The organism is Rothia sp. QJM3NY_36, assembly GCF_056173115.1.
This window is the reverse complement of the sequence record NZ_CM149658.1, coordinates 961356-976118: the sequence shown is the minus strand read 5'-3', so window position 1 is coordinate 976118 and position 14763 is coordinate 961356. Positions and strand designations below refer to the sequence as shown.

Annotated in this window: 17 protein-coding genes; 12 read left to right on the top strand and 5 right to left on the bottom strand. The window is 69.9% G+C overall.

The genetic code is table 11. The features are described 5' to 3' along the window. Nucleotides 1-45: 45 nt before the first annotated feature. The gene (locus tag AC0VXQ_RS04260) at nucleotides 46-495 is read left to right on the top strand and encodes a TlpA family protein disulfide reductase (RefSeq protein ID WP_051805394.1); all 450 of its coding nucleotides are present in this window, start codon (nucleotides 46-48) and stop codon (nucleotides 493-495) included. Between the two features lie 72 nt (nucleotides 496-567). Beyond that, nucleotides 568-1335, top strand: coding sequence for a cytochrome c biogenesis CcdA family protein (locus tag AC0VXQ_RS04255; RefSeq protein ID WP_224800058.1), 768 nt, complete (start codon nucleotides 568-570; stop codon nucleotides 1333-1335). 201 nt (nucleotides 1336-1536) lie between these two features. On the opposite strand, the gene AC0VXQ_RS04250 is transcribed toward AC0VXQ_RS04255, so the two are convergent. Together AC0VXQ_RS04250 and AC0VXQ_RS04245 are read right to left on the bottom strand one after the other, a co-directional pair. After that, nucleotides 1537-2598 carry a cation diffusion facilitator family transporter gene (locus tag AC0VXQ_RS04250; RefSeq protein WP_038566119.1) on the bottom strand — a complete coding sequence of 354 codons (1062 nt, stop codon included), beginning with the start codon at nucleotides 2596-2598 and terminating at the stop codon, nucleotides 1537-1539. After that, complete coding sequence (locus tag AC0VXQ_RS04245) at nucleotides 2595-2966, bottom strand: ArsR/SmtB family transcription factor (protein WP_099049768.1); 372 nt, start codon at nucleotides 2964-2966, stop codon at nucleotides 2595-2597. The genes AC0VXQ_RS04250 and AC0VXQ_RS04245 overlap by 4 nt, the downstream gene beginning before the upstream one ends. Nucleotides 2967-3058: 92 nt before the next feature. Here AC0VXQ_RS04245 and AC0VXQ_RS04240 point away from each other — a divergent pair, with 92 nt between their 5' ends. The 6 genes from AC0VXQ_RS04240 (at nucleotide 3059) to AC0VXQ_RS04215 (ending at nucleotide 8430) form a co-directional block, all read left to right on the top strand. Then, entirely contained in the window at nucleotides 3059-3523 is a 465-nt protein-coding gene (locus AC0VXQ_RS04240) for a methyltransferase family protein (RefSeq protein WP_038566116.1), read from the top strand. A 19-nt stretch (nucleotides 3524-3542) separates the two neighbouring features. Continuing rightward, nucleotides 3543-3911, top strand: coding sequence for a Cd(II)/Pb(II)-sensing metalloregulatory transcriptional regulator CmtR (cmtR, locus tag AC0VXQ_RS04235; RefSeq protein WP_038566113.1), 369 nt, complete (start codon nucleotides 3543-3545; stop codon nucleotides 3909-3911). Continuing rightward, on the top strand, nucleotides 3908-5824 hold the full coding sequence (locus tag AC0VXQ_RS04230; protein ID WP_038569906.1) for a heavy metal translocating P-type ATPase: 1917 nt from the start codon (nucleotides 3908-3910) through the stop codon (nucleotides 5822-5824). The genes cmtR (AC0VXQ_RS04235) and AC0VXQ_RS04230 overlap by 4 nt, the downstream gene beginning before the upstream one ends. Nucleotides 5825-5919: 95 nt before the next feature. Continuing rightward, nucleotides 5920-6405 carry a signal peptidase II gene (locus AC0VXQ_RS04225; RefSeq protein ID WP_242650672.1) on the top strand — a complete coding sequence of 162 codons (486 nt, stop codon included), beginning with the start codon at nucleotides 5920-5922 and terminating at the stop codon, nucleotides 6403-6405. A 39-nt stretch (nucleotides 6406-6444) separates the two neighbouring features. Further along, nucleotides 6445-7077 carry a hypothetical protein gene (locus AC0VXQ_RS04220; RefSeq protein WP_311197648.1) on the top strand — a complete coding sequence of 211 codons (633 nt, stop codon included), beginning with the start codon at nucleotides 6445-6447 and terminating at the stop codon, nucleotides 7075-7077. Nucleotides 7078-7248: 171 nt separating this feature from the next. Then, a complete protein-coding gene (locus tag AC0VXQ_RS04215; RefSeq protein WP_058731092.1) occupies nucleotides 7249-8430 on the top strand; it encodes a permease in 1182 nt (393 codons plus the stop codon). A gap of 371 nt (nucleotides 8431-8801) precedes the next feature. Here the strand turns inward: AC0VXQ_RS04215 and AC0VXQ_RS04210 are convergent, their stop codons facing one another. Next, nucleotides 8802-9488, bottom strand: coding sequence for a cytochrome c oxidase assembly protein (locus tag AC0VXQ_RS04210; RefSeq protein WP_074046523.1), 687 nt, complete (start codon nucleotides 9486-9488; stop codon nucleotides 8802-8804). A 98-nt stretch (nucleotides 9489-9586) separates the two neighbouring features. Here AC0VXQ_RS04210 and cmtR (AC0VXQ_RS04205) point away from each other — a divergent pair, with 98 nt between their 5' ends. Next, nucleotides 9587-9916 carry a Cd(II)/Pb(II)-sensing metalloregulatory transcriptional regulator CmtR gene (gene cmtR / locus AC0VXQ_RS04205; protein ID WP_144695002.1) on the top strand — a complete coding sequence of 110 codons (330 nt, stop codon included), beginning with the start codon at nucleotides 9587-9589 and terminating at the stop codon, nucleotides 9914-9916. Next, complete coding sequence (locus AC0VXQ_RS04200; RefSeq protein WP_006947316.1) at nucleotides 9913-10509, top strand: cadmium resistance transporter; 597 nt, start codon at nucleotides 9913-9915, stop codon at nucleotides 10507-10509. Before cmtR (AC0VXQ_RS04205) ends, AC0VXQ_RS04200 begins: the two co-directional genes overlap by 4 nt. Nucleotides 10510-10511: 2 nt before the next feature. Here the strand turns inward: AC0VXQ_RS04200 and AC0VXQ_RS04195 are convergent, their stop codons facing one another. Continuing rightward, on the bottom strand, nucleotides 10512-11570 hold the full coding sequence (locus AC0VXQ_RS04195; protein WP_006947314.1) for an IS630 family transposase: 1059 nt from the start codon (nucleotides 11568-11570) through the stop codon (nucleotides 10512-10514). 251 nt (nucleotides 11571-11821) lie between these two features. Here AC0VXQ_RS04195 and AC0VXQ_RS04190 point away from each other — a divergent pair, with 251 nt between their 5' ends. Next, nucleotides 11822-12421, top strand: a complete 600-nt coding sequence (locus AC0VXQ_RS04190) for a hypothetical protein (RefSeq protein ID WP_058731776.1) — start codon at nucleotides 11822-11824, stop codon at nucleotides 12419-12421. Nucleotides 12422-12460: 39 nt separating this feature from the next. Here AC0VXQ_RS04190 and thrC read toward each other — a convergent pair whose 3' ends face one another. After that, the gene (gene thrC / locus AC0VXQ_RS04185; protein ID WP_058731775.1) at nucleotides 12461-13906 is read right to left on the bottom strand and encodes a threonine synthase; all 1446 of its coding nucleotides are present in this window, start codon (nucleotides 13904-13906) and stop codon (nucleotides 12461-12463) included. A 106-nt stretch (nucleotides 13907-14012) separates the two neighbouring features. Here thrC and budA point away from each other — a divergent pair, with 106 nt between their 5' ends. After that, nucleotides 14013-14762 (top strand): acetolactate decarboxylase, encoded by a 750-nt coding sequence (gene budA, locus AC0VXQ_RS04180; protein WP_058731774.1) that lies wholly within the window; start codon nucleotides 14013-14015, stop codon nucleotides 14760-14762. The last annotated feature ends 1 nt before the right edge of the window (nucleotide 14763 follow it).

Sequence of the window (14763 nt, the reverse complement as noted above, 5' to 3'; positions counted from 1 at the left end):
CTCGCCGTCGAAGGACGGCTCCGCCGGGCCGGCCTCCGGTGTGGTGTGCAGCTCTATCAACCCGGACAGCGCAAGCCCGCCTCGACCGCCGAAGGGCCCGACGTCAGGACCGGCGGGAACGTGACCACCGACCATCCCGGCAAGGTGGTCGTGGTCAACGTGTGGGCGTCCTGGTGCGGGCCCTGCCGCAAGGAGGCCCCCGACCTCGCCGCCGCGAGCCGTGACACGGCCAAGACGGCCCGGTTCGTCGGCCTCAACATCCGCGACGACCGCGAAGCCGCGCAGGCCTTCACCCGCGCCTTCAAGACCCCCTACCCGAGCATCTTCGACCCCGAGGGCAAGCAGCTGGTGAAGTTCTCCGGGCAGCTGTCCACCACGGCCATCCCGACCACCCTGGTGATCGACCGCGCAGGGCGCAGCGCTGCCCGCATCACCGGACCCGTGGATCGCGACACCCTCGCCGCGCTCATCACCGACACCGCCAACGGCAAGTAGCCGACCGGCCCCAGGCATCGACCAGCGCTGCGGCCGGCCCGGGAGTCGACAGACCACGAGAAAGGAAATCTGGTGCTCGAGTCACTGGGAAGCTGGGCCGCGCAGACGGTCAGCGGGGCGATGCCATTGGCGTTGCCGGTCGCGTTCCTGGCCGGCCTCGTGTCGTTCTTCTCGCCCTGCGTGGTGCCGCTGCTGCCGGGATATATCTCCTACGCAACCGGCCTGTCGGCCGCCGAGATCGTGGCCGCTCGACCGCGGACGAGGATGTGGCGCGCGCTGGCGGGGACCGTCTTGTTCGTCGCCGGCTTCGGCGTCGTGTTCGTCGGCAGCGCCACCCTGGCCGGGGCTCTCGGCGGCATCGTCCTGCGATGGCAGGGACCCCTCACCCGCGCGATGGGCGCGATCATGATCGTGCTTGGCCTGATCTTCGCCGGCCTGGTCCGCTTCGGCCAGCGCGACCTACGGCCCACCCGGCTGCCTCGGGTCGGCCTCGCCGCTGCTCCGCTGGTCGGTCTCATCTTCGGCCTGGGATGGACGCCCTGCACCGGCCCGACGCTCGGCGCGGTGCTGACGATGGCGCTGAACGCGGGCAGCGCGGCCAAGGGCGCATGGCTGGCCGTGGCCTACACCCTCGGGCTCGGCGTGCCGTTCATCGTCGCAGCGGTGGCCTTCCAGCGCATCAGCCGTGCCGTCGCCTTCCTGCGGGCCCGGCAGGAACTGATCATGCGGATCGGCGGCCTGTTGATGATCGCGACCGGGGCGCTGATGATCACCGGCGTTTGGGGCTGGCTGATGGGCGTCATCCGGCAGGTCGTCAGCGGATTCGTCACCGTGATCTGACCGCGTTCCGAGCCCGACCCGCCGGCTCGCCGCCCCGGGCTCGGGCAGGTGAGGTGATGACTGCTGGCCGCGGCACCCTTGCCGCGATGGGCAGCAGGAGTCATGATCGGCAGCTCCGGCATCGACCACCCGTGCGGGCAGCCGCGTTGCCTCTCACCAAGTGAGGGCATCAAGTGAGGGCGCGTCATCTGCGTTTCGGTGTCAGGCCGCAGACCCCGTGACCCGCACCGCCATCTCGTCCACGTTCGGCATGCGCTCCTTCACCGACGCCTCCGCCTCTGCCGCCACGCGGTCGGCCTCGGCCAGGCTCAGCGACCGCGTGCGCAGCAGGGCGTCGCCGTGCAGGCGATGGCCGACCCACCGCAGCCGCACCTGCTCCACCGACTCGACCTCGGTCAGGTGCTCCAGGGCGTGCTCGGCCCGGTCGAGGAGCTCGGGCTCGATGCCGTCCATCAGCCGCCGGCCGACCGATCGGACAGTGCCGACCAGCAGCACCGCGATCATCGCCGAGATCAGCAGCCCGACGATCGGGTCGGCCAGCGGGAAGCCCAGCAGCACGCCGATCCCGCCGGCGACCACCGCCAGCGAGGTGAACCCGTCGGTCCGGGCGTGCACGCCGTCGGCGACCAGCGCGGCCGAGCCGATCTTCCGGCCCACGCGGATCCGGTACACCGCGACCGCCTCGTTGCCCAGGAACCCGGCGATCCCTGCGGCGATCACCCAGCCGATGTTCTCCATCGGGCGTGGGTTGATCATCCGGTCGATCGCCTCGTAGGCGGCCACGATCGAGGACAGCGCGATCATCAGCACGATGAACAGGCCGGCGAGGTCCTCGGCCCGGTTGAAGCCGTAGGTGTACTTCCGCGTCGCGGCCCGCCTTGACAGTGCGAACGCGATCCACAGCGGGATCGCGGTGAGCGCGTCGGAGAGGTTGTGGATCGTGTCGGCCAGCAGCGCGACCGAGCCGGAGAAGGCGACGATCACCGCCTGCACCACGGTGGTGGCGATCATGATCACGAGGCTGATCTTCAGCGCCCGGACGCCCTCTGCGTTCGCCTCCATCGCGTCGTCGATCGAGTCCGCGGCGTCGTGGGAGTGCGGCACGAAGATCCCGTAGAGGAATCCCTTGAGTCCCGTCGGGTGCGAGTGGCCGTGGCCATGCCCATCGCCGCGATCATGATCGTGGTCGGGCTCATGGTCATGATCGTGCCCGGGCTCGATTTCGACGGCGTCGTGCGGATGGGCGTGGTCGTGCCGGGTCATGCTCGTTCCCGTTCCTGGTGGTGGTGCGCCGGGGGCTGGCCCTGCGCAATGGAGTGCTCGGCCTGGAAGATCGCGTCGGACACCAGCTGCGAGGCGTGCTCGTTCTCCAGTCGGTAGAACACCCGCTGCCCCTCCTGCCGGGTCGACACGATCCGCGCCATCCGCAGCTTCGCCAGATGCTGCGACACCGCCGCCGGGGACTTGTCCACGATGTCGGCCAGATGGTTGACCGACACCTCCCCGCTGCCGCGCAGCGCCAGGATGATCCGCACCCGCGTCGCGTCCGCGAGCAGCCCGAACACCTCCACCGCCAGCTCCACGAACGGCGAGTCCGGGTCCAGCCCGCACATCTGCTTATCTGCGTCCATGCGCAGATTATCGCATGACCGATGCGTCAGCGCATCCTGTATGGTCATCGCATGATGACCATTCTTGCTCGGACCGCCGAGGGGTCTCGATCATGACGCGCGTCCCGCCGCTCCTTCTGGCCGCCGGCGCGGCCGCGGCTCAGGGGCTGATCGCGCGGGGGTCGGCGAGCACCGCGCTGTCGCGGGCAACGGCTGGCGCGATGGCCGCGGCATCGGCAGGGCTGCTGCTCTCATCGACCACGGCGTTCCGACGCCGGGGCACGACCGTCGACCCCCTCGCCGTCGACCGGGCAGAGGCGCTGGTCACGACCGGGCCGTTCCGCCTCACGCGGAACCCGATGTACACGGTCATGGCCGGGCTGCTCCTCGCCCACGCGGCCCTTCGCCGATCGTGGGCGGCGCTCCTGCCCGCCGCCGGCTTCGTCGCCCTGATCGACCGGATCCAGATCCCGGCGGAGGAGAGCGCCCTGCGGGAGAAGTTCGGTGCCGCCTTCGACGCCTATGCGGCCGCGGCTCCCCGCTGGATCGGCCCGCCAACCTTGCCGTCTGGTCAGTGATCACTGTATAGTTCAGCGTGTGCTGACTATTGCTTCGCGTCTCGACGTCATGAACCGGCTCGGCCGGGCCATGGCGGACCCGACGCGCTCCCGGATCCTGATGTCCTTGCTCGACGGCCCGAGCCACCCCGCCGTGCTCTCGCGCGAGCTCGGGCTGACGCGCTCGAACGTGTCCAACCACCTGACCTGCCTGCGCGACTGCGGGATCGTGGTCGCCGAGCCCGAGGGCCGTCAGACCCGCTACGAGATCGCCGACCCGCACCTGGCCGCGGCGCTGACGGCGCTGGTGGACGTGACGCTGGCCGTGGACGAGAGCGCGCCGTGCATCGACCCGCAGTGCTCGGTGCCGGGCTGCTGCGCCGCGACCGGCTCGGGGGACGCCTCGTGAGCGCCGCCTGCGGCTGCGACGAGCCGACCACCAGCTCATCCGAGGAAGCCGAGGAGACCGAGCGCCCTTGGTGGCGCGACCCGGGACTGGTCGTGCCGATCCTCTCCGGCGTCGCGTTCGGCACCGGCCTGGTGCTGGAGTGGTCGGGGCTGCACGTCGCGGCGCTGGTCGCGTTCTGGGCGGGGCTGCTGCTGGGCGCGTACACGTTCGTGCCCGGCGCGCTGCGGAACCTGGTCGTCAGGCGGAGGCTGGGGATCGCGCTGCTGATGACGATCAGCGCCGTCGGCGCGGTGATCCTCGGCTACGTGGAGGAGGCCGCCGCGCTGGCGTTCCTCTACTCGATCGCCGAGGCCCTGGAGGACAAGGCGATGGACCGCGCTCGCGGCGGCCTGCGCGCGCTGCTCAAGCTCGTGCCGGATACCGCGACCGTGCTGCGCGACGGGGCCTCGGTCGAGATCCCGGCGAAGGAGATCGCCGTCGGCGACGTGCTGCTGGTCCGCCCGGGCGAGCGGGTCGCGACCGACGGGACTGTCCGGTCCGGCCGCTCCAGTCTGGACACCTCGGCGATCACCGGCGAGTCGATCCCGGTCGAGGTCGCCCCCGATGACGCGGTGTCGGCGGGCGCGATCAACACCGCGGGTGTGCTGGAGGTCGAGGCGACCGCGGCGGGCACCGACAACTCGCTGACCACCATCGTTGAGCTGGTCGAGCAGGCCCAGGCCGAGAAGGGCGAACGCGCGCGCATCGCCGACCGGATCGCCCGCCCGCTGGTGCCCGGCGTGATGGTCCTCGCCGTCCTGGTCGGCGTGCTCGGCTCGCTGCTCGGCGACCCCGAGACCTGGATCACCCGCGCCCTGGTCGTCCTCGTCGCCGCCAGCCCGTGCGCGCTGGCGATCGCGGTGCCCGTCACCGTGGTCTCCGCGATCGGGGCGGCGACGAAGTTCGGCGTCGTCATCAAGAGCGGTGCCGCCTTCGAGCGCCTCGGCGGCATCCGCCACCTCGCCGTGGACAAGACCGGCACCCTGACCCGCAACCGGCCCGAGGTCACCGCCGTCGTCGCCGCCGACGGCTTCGACGACGCCCAGGTGCTCGCCTGGGCCGCCGCCGTCGAGCAGCACTCGACGCACCCGCTGGCCGCCGCCATCGCCGCCGCGGGCCAGGCAGCCCCCGCCGCGCAGGACGTGGCCGAGGAGGCCGGGCACGGCATCGGCGGCCTGGTCGACGGCCGCCGGGTGACGGTGGGCAGCCCCCGCTGGATCGACGCGGGGGCGCTCAAGGCCCGGGTCGAGGACCTGGAGGCCGAGGGACAGACCTGCGTGCTCGTGGCCGTCGACGGCCGCCTGGCCGGGGCGATCAGCGTCCGCGACGAGCTGCGCCCCGAGGTCCCCGAGGTCGTGCGCACGCTGCGGGCCCAGGGCGTCGAGGTGAGCATGCTCACCGGCGACAACGCCCGCACCGCGCACGCGCTCGCGCAGCGCGCCGGGATCGGCGACGTGCACGCCGAGCTGCGGCCCGAGGACAAGGCCCGCATCGTCGCCCAGCTCTCCGAGGCCTCGCCCACGGCGATGATCGGCGACGGCATCAACGACGCTCCCGCCCTGGCCGGGGCGACCGTGGGCATCGCGATGGGAGCGACCGGCTCCGACGCCGCGATCGAGTCCGCCGACGTCGCCTTCACCGGCCACGACCTCGGCCTGATCCCGCAGGCGCTGCGCCACGCCCGCCGCGGCCGGGCGATCATGAACCAGAACATCGTGCTGTCCCTGGCGATCATCACCGTGCTGCTGCCCCTGGCCATCACCGGCGTGCTCGGCCTGGCCGCGGTCGTCCTCGTCCACGAGGTCGCCGAGGTCGTCGTCATCGCCAACGGGCTGCGCGCCGCGCGTGCCCGCAAGCCTCAGGCAGCGGGCTGATGCGGGCGAAGGACGCGGTCCGCGGGTCCACTGCCCGGATCGCTCATGGTCCGAGGCGGACGCTCCTGGTAGCGGGGACCTTCCTGCTCGGCGGTTTGGTCGTCCTGGTCGACCAAGGGACCAAGGCATGGGCTGAGGCCACCCTCTCGACGCAGGAGCGCATCCCGCTCGTCGGCGAGCTGCTGGGACTCCAGCTGGCGTACAACCCCGGTGCGGCGTTCTCCTTCGGTGAGGGCTCGACCTGGGTGTTCGCGCTGGTCGCTGTCGCGGCCGCGGTCGCCGCGGTCGTCTTCGCGTTCCGTGTCCGGCGTCTTCGGTGGGCGGTCGTGATCGGTGCCGTCGGCGGTGCGGCGGCCTCGCACGCCGGGGACCGGCTCTTCCGCGCCCCCGGCTTCGCCCGCGGCCACGTCGTGGACTTCCTGGCCTACGGCGACTGGTTCATCGGGAACGTCGCCGACATCGTCATCGTCGTGGGCGCGGTCACCGGGGCGTTCCTGATGCTCCACGACGGCTCATCGCCAGAAGACTCCCCGAGTTCTTCGGCACGGCTCAGTTCCGAAGAGGCTGGCGAGCGGAGCTGACGACGGCTGCCGAGCCGCAGACAGGATTGAGAGGAGAAGATGTTGGAGATCACGCTGCAGTACTTCGACGGGTGCCCGAACTGGGAGGTGATCGACCGGCGGCTCGCCGAGGCCCTCGACGGCCGATCGGACGTCCGCGTCGCGCATCAGCGAGTCGAGACCGCCGACGACGCCGCCCGCCTCGAGTTCCACGGGTCCCCGACCGTCCTCGTCGACGGCGTCGACCCCTTCGCCGACGAGCACACACCGGTCGGGCTCGCCTGCCGGGTGTTCCGCACTCCTGCCGGGCTGGCCGGGTCGCCGACCGTCGATCAGCTGCGCGCAGCCATCGGTCGCGCGCCGACGTCGGCGGTGACGGGGCTCGAGTCGCCGGTCGGACCGCTGGGCGGGCTGCCGATCGCCTGCGCGCTCGCGCCGACCGCGGGCAAGCAGCAGCTCGAGAGGTGGCGAGCCTTCGACGACGACTACCTCCTCGAGGTCGAGCGCGGAGAGGCCAGACTGGTCGTGCACTACGCCCGGACCGGCGACTCAGCGCGGCGGCTGCGCGATCTGGTCGCGACCGAGAGCGCCTGCTGCTCGTTCGTCGACTGGCAGATCGACGACGACCACGCCGACCTGCGCCTTGTCGTCACCGGCACCCCTGAGCAGCTCGCTGGTCTCAGCATCGGCTAGGTAGGTGCTCGGGGCCAGCCGCTGGCCGCGGCGACGCCGATGCGCCACCAGCATCGTCGTCCCGGTTTCTCAGGCAGCTCGGCGCAATCCGCGCGTGGACGGGCCGCGTCCGGGTACGGGACCGGATGGCCGAACAGTCGCTGACCGTGTTGCCGGGAGGAACGAATCCTGATGGACGTCCTGAGCGCAGCCGTCGACGCGCTGGCGATGGCCGGCTCGATGGGCTGGCAGATCCTCTGGCCCCTCGTGCTCGGCTTCACGCTGTCCGGCGTCATCCAGGCGGTGGTGCGCAAGGAGCGCGTCACGCAGCTGATGGCCGACGACTCGCCGAGATCGATCGCGGTCTCCGCACTGTTCGGCGCGGCGTCCTCGTCCTGCTCCTACGCCGCGGTCGCGCTGGCCCGGGCGCTGTTTCGCAAGGGCGCGGACTTCGCGGCGGCGATGGCCTTCGAGATCGCCTCGACCAACCTGGTGCTCGAGCTCGGGCTGGTCCTGTGGTTCGTGATGGGCTGGCAGTTCACCGCCGCGGAGTTCGTCGGCGGCCCGATCATGATCGTGCTGGTCGCGCTCGGATTCAGGCTCTGGATGCGCGGCCGGATCGTCGAGGCGGCGCGGCGGCAGGCCGAGCAGAGGCTCGCCGGGTCGATGGAGGGCCACGCCGCCATGGACATGTCCGTCCAGGGCGACGCCGGATTCTGGGCCCGGCTGCTCTCCCGGGACGGCGTGACCGCGGTCTCGCGCTACTTCGTGATGGACTGGGCGGCCGTGCTCCGCGACATCGTGCTGGGCCTGCTGATCGCCGGCGCGTTCGCCGCCTGGGTGCCCAAGGCCTGGCTGCAGGCAGTGTTCTTCACCGAAGACCCGGTCGCCTCGTTCGTGCTGGGCCCGCTGATCGGGCCACTGCTGGCCGTGATCAGCTTCGTCTGCTCGGTCGGGAACGTGCCACTGGCGGCGGTGCTGTGGAACGGCGGGATCAGCTTCGGCGGCGTGGTCAGCTTCCTGTTCGCCGACCTGATCATCATCCCGATCATCCTCATCTACAAGAAGTACTACGGCTGGAAGGCCACGTCCCGGATCTGCCTGGTCTTCTACGCCGCAATGGTCATCGCCGGGTACGCCGTCGAATTGATCTTCGGCCCGCTCGGCATGGTCCCGCACGACCGGAGCCTGGCGGTCGCCGAGACCGGCATCAGCTGGAACTACACCACCTGGCTGAACATCGCCTTCCTCGCACTCGCCGCCGCCCTGCTGACCGTGTTCCTCCGCACCGGCAGTATCGGCATGCTGCGCATGATGGGCGGCTCCCCGGAGCCGGCCGGGCGCGGCGACTCTGCCTCGCACAGGCAAGAATGATCAACGGCCGACCAGTTCCGAGGTGCCGGCCGGCCCCACTCATGCGGTCGCCACACTTGGTCGCCGCTTTCCGGCGCACTCGCGGCGTGGACGGATCAGCTGTCGTGCGCCCGCGCCGGCTGATACCGTCCCGGGGGCCGTGTCCGACCAGTCCCGCAGGCCCGGCTGCTGCACCGCGAGGATGACCCCGAAACCCCATCGTAGGCAAGGCACAGGACCGACCGCCCGGCGAGGAACTTGCCCGTCCCGCGGACGAACGCCAGGCCAGCCGTCCGCAATTCAGGCAGGGGGGCCTCATCTCGACGCTGCGACGGTGTCGAGTCCGCTTCTCACAGCGAGGGAGTCGGCACTATCGCAGGTCCGGGCCGGCACTACCGATCTGAGCCCCGTCCCGCCTGCGTCGTCTCGGTATCACCACGGCCGTCACGTGCTGCGAGGACGGCCAGGTATCGGTTATACGCGGCCAGTTCGGGGTCCCCACTCCGATCGGCGTCGCGGTCGGCTGAAGCGGACCTGGCAGAGTCGTAGCGGTACCATCGCCACACCAGATATGCGACGATCGCGGTGGCGGGTCCCTCGCCGTAGGACCAGGCAAGCCCGCCGGCGATCTGCTGGTCGGCGACAGGATCGATTCCCCAGGACCGTGGGGGTGCGGCGAACGCGGCGACCACGGTCGTCGGTGTCATCATGATCAGCACGCCGAAGAACGCGTGCAGGGCCATCTCGGCGAAGACGTCGAGCATCCGGCCGAGATGGGTGGGGTGGACCGGCCCCGGTCCGACCGTGAGGATCGGGACGGCGAACAGGACCCCTGCGGCCAGGAAGCCGATCTCGAGGCCGTTGTGGCCCGCCCAGGTCCCGAGGAGCCGGGAGCCGAGGTCGCTGAGGTAGAGGCCGTAGTAGGTGAGCAGGAATAGCGGGATGCCGAACGCCGGATGCAACATGATGCGGTGCGGCCGGGAATAGACGATGGCCGTAACCGTGCGCAGCAGCCCACCGAACGACCCACGATGCGGGACGGCTCGCAATGCCAGTCGGAACGGGGCACCTAGTGTCACGCGTCTGAACTTGTTTGACGAGTTGGGTGGGGCGATTGTAGTTCAGCGGTTACTGTATCGTTCAGTGCATGCTGACTCTTGCTTCCCGCTTAGACGCCATGCAGCGTCTGGGCCGGGCGATGGCCGACCCCACGCGTTCACGGATCCTTCTGTCGCTTCTGGCGTGCCCCGCGCATCCGGCAGAGCTCGCCAACGCGCTAGACCTGACGCGCTCGAATGTGTCGAACCACCTGGGTTGCCTGCGGGACTGCGGGATCGTGGTCGCCACCCATGAGGGCCGCCAGGCCCTTTACGAGATCGCTGACCCCCACCTCGCACGTGCGCTCACCGAGCTGGTCGAGGTCAAGCTGGCCGTCGACGCGGACGCCCCCTGCCTCGACGTCGCCTGCGAGGTGCCTGGTTGCCACGACGGCAGGTCCGGCGCATGACGGCCGCGGCGCTGCTCCAAGCGATCGGGCTCTTCATCGCGACCAACATCGACGACATCATCGTGCTCTCGCTCTTCTTCGCCCGAGGTGCCGGACGCCCCGGGACGACCGCGAAGATCTTGGCCGGGCAATACCTTGGCTTCGTCGGGATCCTCGCCGCCGCACTCGTGGTGACCTTGGGGGCGGGGTGGGCGCTGCCAGAGGAGGCGATTCCCTACTTTGGGCTCATCCCCCTCGCGCTGGGTCTCTGGGCTGCGTGGGAGGTCTACCGCGGCGAGGGCGACGACGATGATGCCGCCGTGTCAGGTAAGAGCGTTGCCGTGGCGACCGTCGCCGGCGTCACCTTCGCCAACGGTGGGGACAACATCGGCGTTTACGTCCCGGTCTTCCTCAACATCAGTACTCCCGCTGTCATCACCTTCTGCATCGTTTTCCTCGTGCTCGTGGCAGTGCTGGTGGCCACCGCCAAGTTCGTCGCCACGCGTCGACCCATCGCCGAGGTCCTCGAACGGCGGGAGCACATCCTCTTCCCCATCGTCCTGATCGGACTGGGCGTCGCAATCCTCGTCGGCGGCGGCGCGTTCGGTCTCTGATGTCACGCGCCTGAACTGGTTTGACGGGTGGCGTGGGGCAGGATTTCCTCGGCGGTCTTGGTCCAGATGAATGGGTGGCAGCGCTCGTTCCAGCCGTCGATGAAGGTGCTGATCGCTGTGACGAGTTGCTTGACGCTGTCGAAGGAGCCGCGGCGGATGGCCTGTCGGGTGATGATCCCGAAGAAAACCTCGACGAGGTTGAGCCAGGACCCGCTGGTCGGGGTGAAGTGCAACGTGATCCGCGGGTGCTTGGCCAGCCACTGCTTGATGTCCTCGTGCTTGTGGGTGTGGTAGTTGTCCAGGACCACGTGCAGCTCCCGGCGCGGGTAAGCCCTGGCGACCTTCTTGAGGAAGTCGAGGAACTCGGCCTTACCGTGCCGGTCGTAGCACTGGTCGGTCACCGCACCGGTGGCTACCTCGATAGCGGCGAACAGCGTGGTGGTGCCATTGCGCTTGTAGTCGTGGGTCGCCTTCTCCGGCAAGCCTGGTCGCAGCGGCAGGATCGGCGCGGTCCGGTTCAAGGCCTGGATCTGGGACTTCTCATCCACGCACAGCACGACCGCCTTCTCCGGTGGGTTCAGGTACAGCCCGACCACGTCGCGGACCTTGGCCTCCAGCTCCGGGTCTGTGGAGAACTTGAACGTCTCCCGCCGCCATGGCTTGACCCCGTACTTGCGCCAGGCACGGGCGACGGTGGCATCCCCGATCCCCAAGTGCCTGCCCAGCAACCGCGAGGACCAATGCGTCACCCCGAGTTTGGCCGGTGGCGGCTCGAGCGTGGTGGCGATGATCACGGCATCATCGATGCGTTTCGGTCGGCCCGAACGCTCCTCGTCCTCGAGGCCAGCGAGCCCGTCGACGGCGAACCGGTCACGCCACTTGATCACAGTCGGACGCGAGACCCCGACATGCCGCGCCACTGCCGAGGTGCCCGTCCCCGCCGCGACGGCCAGCACGATCCGCGCACGCTGCGCACGTCCCGCCGGCAACGTCCGCGACCGTGTCCACGAGGTCAGGGTCGCACGGTCCTCTTCGCTGATCTCCAGCACAGGTGACGGCATATGCCATCATCCCATACTGTCAACGAATTAATGACGCGCGACACTAGCAACCACCGCGGACGCACTGGAAGTCCCCCTGGGTGTGCTACATGACCGGATCCGCGGACTTACCGCTCGAGGAGCGGGCCCGCCTGCGAAGGACCGCCGATGGCGCGTCACGGTACGCCGACTGGCCGCGGGCCTGTCATGCTGGACCTCGAGACCAACTCACTGTTCCCGCCCATCATCCTCCCGAAAGCAAGGAAGCACCCATGACCACTCGCACCCGCGGGTTCGCCGCGCTGGCCCTGCTGCCCCTCGCGCTGAGCGCCTGTGGAGGCGGCGACGACGCCACCGACACCAGCAGCTCGGCGTCGGCCAGCGCCTCCCCGAGTATGTCCGCGAGACCGGCGGCAGCGTCCGCGAGCGCGACACCCGCCGAGGCCCCCACCACCGCCGCGACCGAGTCTGCACCGGTGGCTCCGGAGACCACGGAGGCTGTCGCCACCGAACCCGCTCAAGCTGCGGAGGCTCCAGATCCAGAGCAGGTTCAGACGCAGCAGTCGGCGGCCGCGACGGTGCAGTCCTACTTCGCCAACGGCGGCGGATGCATCGCGGACGTCTGGAAGGAGGACGCGGCACCGTACTCGCCGGAGCTGGCGGAGCAGGTCTATGCCTACTGCTCGGCGAACCGACTGGGCGACTGGGCCAGCGGCGTCGACCCCCGCGACCCCGCCAACCTCGGGAACCCCGAGGACCACACACCCGACGCGGAGGAACCAACCATCCCCCGCGCGTACTGCGAGAACCTGGATCACGACACCGCCACCTCCGGGGAGATCCAGAGCTGCTACATGGAATACGGCCTATAGTCTGCCGCGCTATTCCCCTATCGAGCGGCGTCCGGGTCCTCAGCGCACGTCGACGGCGGCGATGCGCTCGCGGATCAGGTCCTTCACGGCCTCGGCGTCGTCGGGCAGGTCCACCACGTGCCGCGGGGCCTCCATGATCCCGGCGAAGCGCTCGGGGATCTGCGGATCCCGGCCGATGGCCTCGCGGATGGTGTCCGCGAACTTCACCGGCAGGGCCGTCTCCAGGCAGACGATGGGCGTGTCCACCTGATCGCGGTGCCGCCGGGCCACGGTCACGCCGTCCGCGGTGTGCGGGTCCATGAGCACCCCCAGCCGCTCGTGGGCGTCCCGGATGGTCGAGACCCGATCCGCGTGGGTGGAGCGCCCGGAGAGGAAGCCGAAGCGGCCTGCGGCGTCCTCGAACTCCTCGGTGCCGGCCAGGCTGAACCCGCCGCGGCGCACCTGGGTGCCGAACAGATCCGAGGTGCGAGCCGCATCCCGGCCCAGCAGGTCGAAGACGAACCGCTCGAAGTTCGACGCCCGGGAGATGTCCATGGACGGGCTGGAGGTCTCGGCGGTCTCCGCGGCGGAGCGCACCCGGTAGTTCCCGGTGCGGAAGAACTCATCGAGCACGTCGTTCTCGTTGGTGGCCACGATCAGCCGGTCGATCGGCAGCCCCATCTGCCGAGCGATGTGCCCCGCGCAGATGTCCCCGAAGTTCCCGGTGGGCACGCAGAAGCTCACCCGCTGGTCCTCCGCGGTGGTCACCCGCAGCCAGGAGGAGACGTAGTAGACGATCTGGGCGAGCAGCCGGGCCCAGTTGATGGAGTTGACCGCGCCGATGCGGTGCTTCCTCTTGAACGCCGCATCCGCGGAGATCGCCTTGACGAGGTCCTGGCAGTCGTCGAACACCCCGTCCACGGCGACGTTGACGATGTTCGGGTCATCCAGCCCGAACATCTGGGCCTGCTGGAACGGGGTCATCCGCCCCCTCGGGGTCAGCATGAACACCCGGATGCCCTCGCGCCCGCGCATCGCGTATTCCGCGGAGGACCCGGTGTCCCCGCTGGTGGCCCCCAGGATGTTCAGGGTCTCCCCGCGCCGGGCCAGCTCGTATTCGAACAGCTCGCCGAGCAGCTGCATCGCCATATCCTTGAACGCCGCGGTGGGTCCCTCGGAGACGTGAGCCAGGTGCAGACCGTCCTCCAGCGGGGTGACGGGCACGATCTGCGGGTCGGCGAACTTCTCCGGGGCGTAGGCCCGCTCGGCCATCCGCCGCAGATCCTCCGCGGGGATGTCGTCCACGAACAGCTCCATGATCTGCGCGGCGAGCGCGGCGTAGCCCTCTTCTGCCAGCAGGGTGCGCCAGGAGCGCAGGGTGGAGGCGTCCAGCTGCGGGTAGCGCACCGGCAGGTACAGGCCGCCGTCCGGGGCCAGTCCGCGCAGCAGGATGTCGGTGAAGGACGCGGGGGCCGCCTCGGGGTCGCGGGTGGAGAGGTAATCCATGCCCACCATGGTATCGGCCGGCCCGCGGCCGCACGGCCCTAGAGTGGGAGGTGAGCGTCGGGCGAGTCCCGCCGCGCATCCTGTCTGAGCGTATGAAGGAGCCCCCATGTCCCGGTCCCCCAAAGAGCTGCACGGCGAGATCATGTACCGCAACGAGGTCTTCCAGACGGGGCTCATGGCGGGCCTGCTGGACGGGATCTACGACGGGGAGATGACCGTGGGCGAGCTGCTGGGCCACGGCAACTTCGGTCTGGGCACCTTCGACGGGCTGGACGGGGAGATGATCGTGCTGGACGGCACCGCCTACCAGATGCGCCACGACGGCTCCGTGCAGGAGGCCGCCCTGTCCCAGCGGACCCCCTACGCCGTGGTCACCAACTTCGTGCCCACCATCCGCCGGGATCTGCCGCGGGACCTGCTGCGGGCCACCGCCTCGCAGATCCTGGACGACCTCACGGTGTCGAAGAACTACATGTACGCGCTGAAGATCCGCGGCTCCTTCGAGTGGGTGCGCACCCGCACGGTGATCAAGCAGTCCAAGCCGTACCCGAAGATGGTCGATGCCACGGACAACGAGGACATCGTGCAGTTCGACGACCTCATCGGCACGATCGTGGCCTTCCGCACCCCGATCTACGAGCAGGGCATCTCGGTGCCGGGCTGCCACGCCCACTTCATCGACTCCACCCGCCAGGTGGGCGGGCACGTGATCGACTTCAAGCTGAAGGAGGCGCGGGTGGAGATCTGCCCCGGCACGGAGCTGCGCCTGCACCTGCCGGTGACCCCGGAGTTCTCCGCGGCGGATCTGTCCCCGGAGGATCTGGCGGATCAGATCTCCCGGGCGGAGAAGCACTGAG

Bases quoted from the DNA above. Each gene is read 5' to 3' on its own strand.
- AC0VXQ_RS04215 (WP_058731092.1), top strand. From the start codon at position 7,249: ATGGACGTCCTGAGCGCAGCCGTCGACGCGCTGGCGATGGCCGGCTCG.
- AC0VXQ_RS04195 (WP_006947314.1), bottom strand. From the start codon at position 11,570: ATGCCGTCACCTGTGCTGGAGATCAGCGAAGAGGACCGTGCGACCCTG.
- AC0VXQ_RS04220 (WP_311197648.1), top strand. From the start codon at position 6,445: ATGTTGGAGATCACGCTGCAGTACTTCGACGGGTGCCCGAACTGGGAG.
- cmtR (WP_144695002.1), top strand. From the start codon at position 9,587: ATGCAGCGTCTGGGCCGGGCGATGGCCGACCCCACGCGTTCACGGATC.
- AC0VXQ_RS04190 (WP_058731776.1), top strand. From the start codon at position 11,822: ATGACCACTCGCACCCGCGGGTTCGCCGCGCTGGCCCTGCTGCCCCTC.
- budA (WP_058731774.1), top strand. From the start codon at position 14,013: ATGTCCCGGTCCCCCAAAGAGCTGCACGGCGAGATCATGTACCGCAAC.
- AC0VXQ_RS04250 (WP_038566119.1), bottom strand. From the start codon at position 2,598: ATGACCCGGCACGACCACGCCCATCCGCACGACGCCGTCGAAATCGAG.
- thrC (WP_058731775.1), bottom strand. From the start codon at position 13,906: ATGGATTACCTCTCCACCCGCGACCCCGAGGCGGCCCCCGCGTCCTTC.
- AC0VXQ_RS04240 (WP_038566116.1), top strand. From the start codon at position 3,059: ATGACGCGCGTCCCGCCGCTCCTTCTGGCCGCCGGCGCGGCCGCGGCT.
- AC0VXQ_RS04200 (WP_006947316.1), top strand. From the start codon at position 9,913: ATGACGGCCGCGGCGCTGCTCCAAGCGATCGGGCTCTTCATCGCGACC.
- AC0VXQ_RS04245 (WP_099049768.1), bottom strand. From the start codon at position 2,966: ATGGACGCAGATAAGCAGATGTGCGGGCTGGACCCGGACTCGCCGTTC.